Source organism: Candidatus Cloacimonadota bacterium, assembly GCA_020532085.1.
Taxonomy (GTDB): Bacteria; Cloacimonadota; Cloacimonadia; order Cloacimonadales; family Cloacimonadaceae; genus Syntrophosphaera.
The window spans coordinates 1-5176 of sequence record JAJBAV010000072.1 but is presented as its reverse complement, the minus strand read 5'-3'; the positions used below and the strand labels follow the sequence as shown (position 1 = coordinate 5176).

Annotated in this window: 4 protein-coding genes and 2 pseudogenes; 3 read left to right on the top strand and 3 right to left on the bottom strand. The window is 55.6% G+C overall.

The window, feature by feature from the left end; all coding sequences use genetic code 11:
• The 3 genes and pseudogenes from LHW45_10950 to LHW45_10940 form a co-directional block, all read right to left on the bottom strand.
• Positions 1–143: ATP-binding protein (locus tag LHW45_10950; GenBank protein MCB5286086.1), on the bottom strand; the 143-nt coding region annotated here is incomplete at its 3' end.
• A pseudogene (locus tag LHW45_10945) lies at positions 143–1186 on the bottom strand (DNA methylase). The pseudogene LHW45_10945 and the gene LHW45_10950, both read right to left, overlap by 1 nt.
• A 229-nt stretch (positions 1187–1415) precedes the next feature.
• Positions 1416–2795 (bottom strand): transposase, encoded by a 1380-nt coding sequence (locus LHW45_10940; GenBank protein ID MCB5286085.1) that lies wholly within the window; start codon positions 2793–2795, stop codon positions 1416–1418.
• A 776-nt stretch (positions 2796–3571) separates the two neighbouring features.
• On the opposite strand from LHW45_10940, the gene LHW45_10935 reads away from it, so the two are divergent.
• From LHW45_10935 to LHW45_10925, 3 genes and pseudogenes are all read left to right on the top strand, one after another.
• A complete protein-coding gene (locus LHW45_10935) occupies positions 3572–3958 on the top strand; it encodes a transposase (protein MCB5286084.1) in 387 nt (128 codons plus the stop codon).
• A complete protein-coding gene (locus LHW45_10930; protein ID MCB5286083.1) occupies positions 3900–4217 on the top strand; it encodes a hypothetical protein in 318 nt (105 codons plus the stop codon). The genes LHW45_10935 and LHW45_10930 overlap by 59 nt, the downstream gene beginning before the upstream one ends.
• Before the next feature lie 820 nt (positions 4218–5037).
• Positions 5038–5176: pseudogene (locus LHW45_10925) on the top strand (collagen-like protein).

Sequence of the window (5176 nt, the reverse complement as noted above, 5' to 3'; positions counted from 1 at the left end):
TCAAAAAAAACGGCCAAGGCATCAAATATGGAGGACTTTCCCGCATCATTTTTTCCGATAAACGCCGTGAGCTGGTCTATCTGAATTCGATGCTGATTCTTGTAGCCACGGAAATTTTGGAGAACAACTTCCTTGAGAAACATTATTCGCCTCCCATTCTTGTAACGGCTTGGTCGTACCACATGAGCAGCTTGGGATCTTCTTCCAGGACGTTGTTGGGGATCTTGTCGGCCACGGCGACGATGACGGTGTAGTCGCGTTCCTGCCAGGCTTTCTTGAATCCGGCGCGGACAGCTTCCAGGCGGAAGACCTTGAGCTTCTTCTTGGCTGCCTTGTACTCCTCGAACTCCTTGAGCAGTGCCTTTTCGCGCAGCTTCTCGAGGTCGCCTGCCTTGTTGGGATCGGGCACGTACCAGCGGTCGCGAGCTTTGGTCACCAGCGCCGGATCATCTTTGGGCAGGTTGCGTAACTCTTTCCAGTTGGTGGAAAGGTAGGCGTGGATCTGCTCGGGCACGGGGCCTTTGCCGTCGTAGCAGAGGAAGTTCTGATTCAGCAGTTCGCGCAGGTCGAGCTGAGCCTCGTTCTTGCTCCAGCCGCCGAGCTGCTGCATGAAATGCGGGTTGACGTCGGAGAAGGTCTGCGGCTTTTCTCTGATAAGCTGGCGGAGCCACTGGATGGCGGATGCTTCGTCGGAGACGAACATGGCCATCTGTTTCAGTTCACCCGAGGTCATTTTCTTGCGATCGTATTCGGCCACCTGGTCCGGCAGGAAAAACATGCCGTCACGCTCGATGAAACGCTGCGACAGACCGATTTGGAACTCCTGGCTGGAGATCGGCACGGGATAGCCCTTGCGGACGTAGTAAGCCACCATCTGGTCGAACAGGATGCGCGGATCACGTTCCGGGACAAACTGCAGCAAGGTTCCCTGCTGCTTCGTGACCGGCAGATACTTCAAGTGCGTTCGGACAAAATCCCACACGCCTTCTTCGGTTTGCGCTTCCTTCTTAAAGCGCTCTTCAAAGCCGCCATTGGGTTTATATGCTGAGATGACGAGGTCTTGCTTGACAGCGGTTGGGGTAGTAACGGCCTTGAAGCTACCCTGCTTTTTGTCCAGGGCTGATACATTGGCAACGATGAATCCGGCCTCTGTGAGAGCAGTTTGGATGCTGTTCCATACAGATGCCAGCAATTCCCATTATGTCCCCAAGCGAGCCATCTTGAATGGCATTGAGGTCTTTACTGGGTCCATCGGTGGTAGTGTAACGCATATTTGCGTTGCCTTCTCTGCCCGGAGGGCGCCAGCATCCTGTTTTTTGGGCTTATTGGGCTCTTTTCGGGCGCACTGATCCCCCCCCCTTTCAGAAACGACTGCAGGGGATGCTCTTTGACAGCTTTGCCGGAAGACGTGCGCGCTAACCGAGCCAGTCTTCCTCCAGCACAATATATCCGCCCGGACCGTAGACCAGCACCCGGAAGATCGTCTCCATCGAATCAACCCTGAACATGCGGAAATAATTGCGCATCATCTCCCACAGCGCCCTTTTGGAACCGAGTTCCTGCAAGGCGGCCTGAAAGAGATGGCAACTCATCTGCTGCACCTGGTCGACAAGAAAGGCCAGCATCATGAGAATGGCAAACACCGCGCTGAGATGCTTCTTGCCCAGTCCGTAATTATGCTCCAGGTTGTATCCCTGGTTTTTCAAGGTGTTGAAGGTTTCGTTTTCGATCTTCCACCGGGCACGGCCGGCTCGCATGATCTCCCAGGCGTTTTCCGGGGTGATGGTCAGATCGGTGACCCAACTGAACCGGGTCACCCGATTATTTTTGTCGACCTGCCAGTATTCAAGGAAGTTGACCAGGAGATCCTGGCGGGACCCATTGAGCGGCGCCTGGTTGACAAAGCGGAAAAAATGCAGCTTGTCCGGATCGTCGGCATCCACCTGCTGCAACTCGGTGACTTGCCCTTGGGCAATGGCCTCATCCACCCATGCAAACAGAAACTGGTGATCCCCTGGCTTGACGCCAAGGATAAAACGGAGGTTCAACCGCTGCAGATCCTCGATATGGGGCGCATTGCTGCTGAGTGCATCCTCGGTGACGATCAGTTTGAGGTGCGGGTGCTCACGCCGCAGCGCCTCGAAGAAACGACGGGCCGCGTTCCGCTCGCAATCGTTTTTCTCCGAACCGTCCTGGCGGGTAATCATTTCGGGGAAGAAGGTGATCACCTCGCGACGATCCGGATGTACCAGGGCCGCGGCATACATCTGCTGGTAATACATTGCCACGCCGTTGCGACGCGTTTTCTTCAGGCAGTAGGGCGAGGCCACCTTGGTTGAGGAATAAAACCCCGTACCGTCCCCACTGAGCAGATAGTGGCCGTCCAGCAGCGTCATCGACTCCAGTTTCTTGGCACGCTGCAGCCGCCGAAAAACAGTGCGAAACGCCGGCCGCAGGTAGGCTGGATCAATCTCATCCAGGATGGCTCGCATCTGCGAGTCGCAGGGAATGTCGGTCACGCCATAGACCGTATGCAGGTTTTCCGGCTCCCTGCGCCGCCGTTCATCAAAGGCCAGCAGCGACTGATCTTTTAGATGGAACACGGCAAAGGCAGACATGATCGCGTCATCAAGGGCGATCCTGGCATTGTTGGCCCGCTGATCGGTAATTTTGCCAAAATCAGCCTTGAGCGTCTGGATCAATGCGTCCACGTGGAGAGTTTCGCTCACCGCTCTTCCGTTTGTCGGGGCAACCAGTTGCAACGCCTTGGCCGAGATAATTTTTGGTGATGGCATGTTCGATCTCCCATGTAATTATTTGAAATTCCATGAAAAATCGATTTCCGCCCTCAGCGCGCTGTCAAGAGAAAAATGCCTGGTTGCCGATAAATTTGTTATGTTTTTTAGTGAGTTAATTAAACAACGGCCGGTGGTTCGCCGTAACGTGGCCAACCGCCCGCAGCATCATGCGATTGCTCCAAAAAGTTTACGAAAGCCGATTCCCTCATACCCTCTAAAAACAGGGCGTGACGAGATATCGGGAACTGCTGGTCTGTTAAGACAGACGGGCATTCACTCCATAAGGGCACCCCTCTCGTCTCAGCTTGACCGAGGTAGCCACGTAGACTGGTTGACAGGGATTTCGCACTCCTGCCTTGTTCAGTCCCGGGAGAGGATTATTGCGGCTTCACCGCCCAGGGGAATTTCAGAAAGTGGGTGAAAATGGAGCCAGCCGGTTTCAGGCGATAGATGGAGTCGCCAAGGCGACCACTCCTTCCTGTGGCCCGCCACGTTCGCTGACGATTGTTCGATAGGAAGAGAAGGTTCTCCCACCCTCGCCACGAGCTTCAATTATTGGATGAAGATGATGACGGATTGTTGTTGCCTCTACGCCACTTTCGACGCAATCCAGGATTTCCAGGAATCCCCGGGCGAAGAGCCATTGCCCGCGAAGACGGTCCGCCCGGAAGGAAGCGATAATCGCCATGGAAGCAACTCGCCCCCCCCTTCATCGTTTTTCATGATAATCAGGTTGGTAACGTGTTCGCCTGTCCTGCTCCCCAAAGACGCAGATGATGCTGGCTACCCTGCTCTACGCCTGGTGTAGCGACATCCGCTCGTCGCGGCGGATCGCCAAAGCCTGCGAAAACCAGGTGGCGTTCCTGTGGCTGACCGGCAACATCCAGCCGGACCACTGCGCCTTTGCCCGGTTCCGCAGCCGGCTCGAGGAGGCGCTCAACCACCTGTTCGCTCAGGAACTGCTGCTCTGCTACGTGGCGGGATTGGCCAAGGCGGGGAGGGTGTTCCTGGATGGGACCAAGATGCTGGTCAACGGTTCGCTGGTGGCCAACCTTGACACAGGCGCAGCTCGAGAAGAAGATCAGCAAGCTGCAGAAAGAGATGCGAACGAGCGACGCCGACGACGATGCCCACTACGGCAAGGATCGCCGAGGCGATGAACTGCCCCCTGCTTTATGGGGCAAGCGCGAACGGCTGGCCCGGCTGGAAACGGCCAAGTGCCTGTTTCAGCAACAGAAGCTGTCCCAACGGGCGGAGGAGGAACAGCAGAGCGGCCGGAAGAAAACCGGCCGCAAGCCGGCGCCGCCGCCTGAGCAGAAGGTCAACCAAGATCGCAAGGCGAACACCACGGATCCGGAAAGCCGGATCATGAAGACTCGCCGGGACATGTGCAGGGATACACCGCGCAGGCGATCGTGACGACGGACCAGTGCATAGTCAGCGCTGAAGTCACCCAAGAGGAGTACGATGTCCACCAGTTTGCGCCGATGGTGGAGGCGATGAACGCCACCAGGACGCTGCCTGGATCGGGGAACGTCCCCCGGGCGTTGGCCGCGGATGCGGGCTACTGGCACGATCAGGTGGATGTGGCGCAGGTGGAGAAAGATGGGCCCGAGTTGTTCATTGCGGCTCTCACCTGTTCACCGCAACCACCTCCCCACGATTCTCGCAGTCCCATACCTACCGCCTTCACACCCGTCTCGATCCCATCGGTGCCCAGCTGCCGCAGCCGCAGTTGGCAACAATCACTTGGCCAGATGGGCCGGGCAAGTTGCATGGTATAGGTAATCTGCCGGGGTTGATTTTTTTCACTTTGAGGGGTACACCATCCAAAATCGTCTGTTTTGGGCGACTGTGAAGGGGTGGCCGTTCCCAGCTTCTGATTATCTACTCAAGGAGTTTCCGTCGTTAAAATAGGTTAACGCTATATTTCATCCCAAACATGGTGATCCACTTGAAACAGAAATTTTCCATCATTGCCTTTTTTTGCATAACTCTTTTTATTTCAGAAATGCATGGTGAGGACAGAGTCGTGGTCATACCGTTAGGAGCTGATGTAAATATTGAGGCTCCTATCCAATGGCAAGGTGAGTGGAAAGAAGGAACATCATACAAAACAGGGGATGGTTTGCAGCACAATGGCTCCTCGTACATCTGTCTACAAGGACACGCAGCTTCAACTTCCAACGCTCCGCCCAGTGAATCTTTTTGGAGTTTAATGGCTACAAAAGGAGACAAAGGGGACCAAGGAGCCATCGGGCCTCAAGGTATCCAAGGACCCATTGGTGCTACTGGACCTCAAGGTGTTCCGGGACCCGTTGGTCCTACTGGGCCTCAAGGCGTTCCGGGACCCGTTGGTCCTACTGGGCCTCAAGGCG

Bases quoted from the DNA above. Each gene is read 5' to 3' on its own strand.
- LHW45_10940 (MCB5286085.1), bottom strand. From the start codon at position 2,795: ATGCCATCACCAAAAATTATCTCGGCCAAGGCGTTGCAACTGGTTGCC.
- LHW45_10935 (MCB5286084.1), top strand. From the start codon at position 3,572: ATGATGCTGGCTACCCTGCTCTACGCCTGGTGTAGCGACATCCGCTCG.
- LHW45_10930 (MCB5286083.1), top strand. From the start codon at position 3,900: ATGCGAACGAGCGACGCCGACGACGATGCCCACTACGGCAAGGATCGC.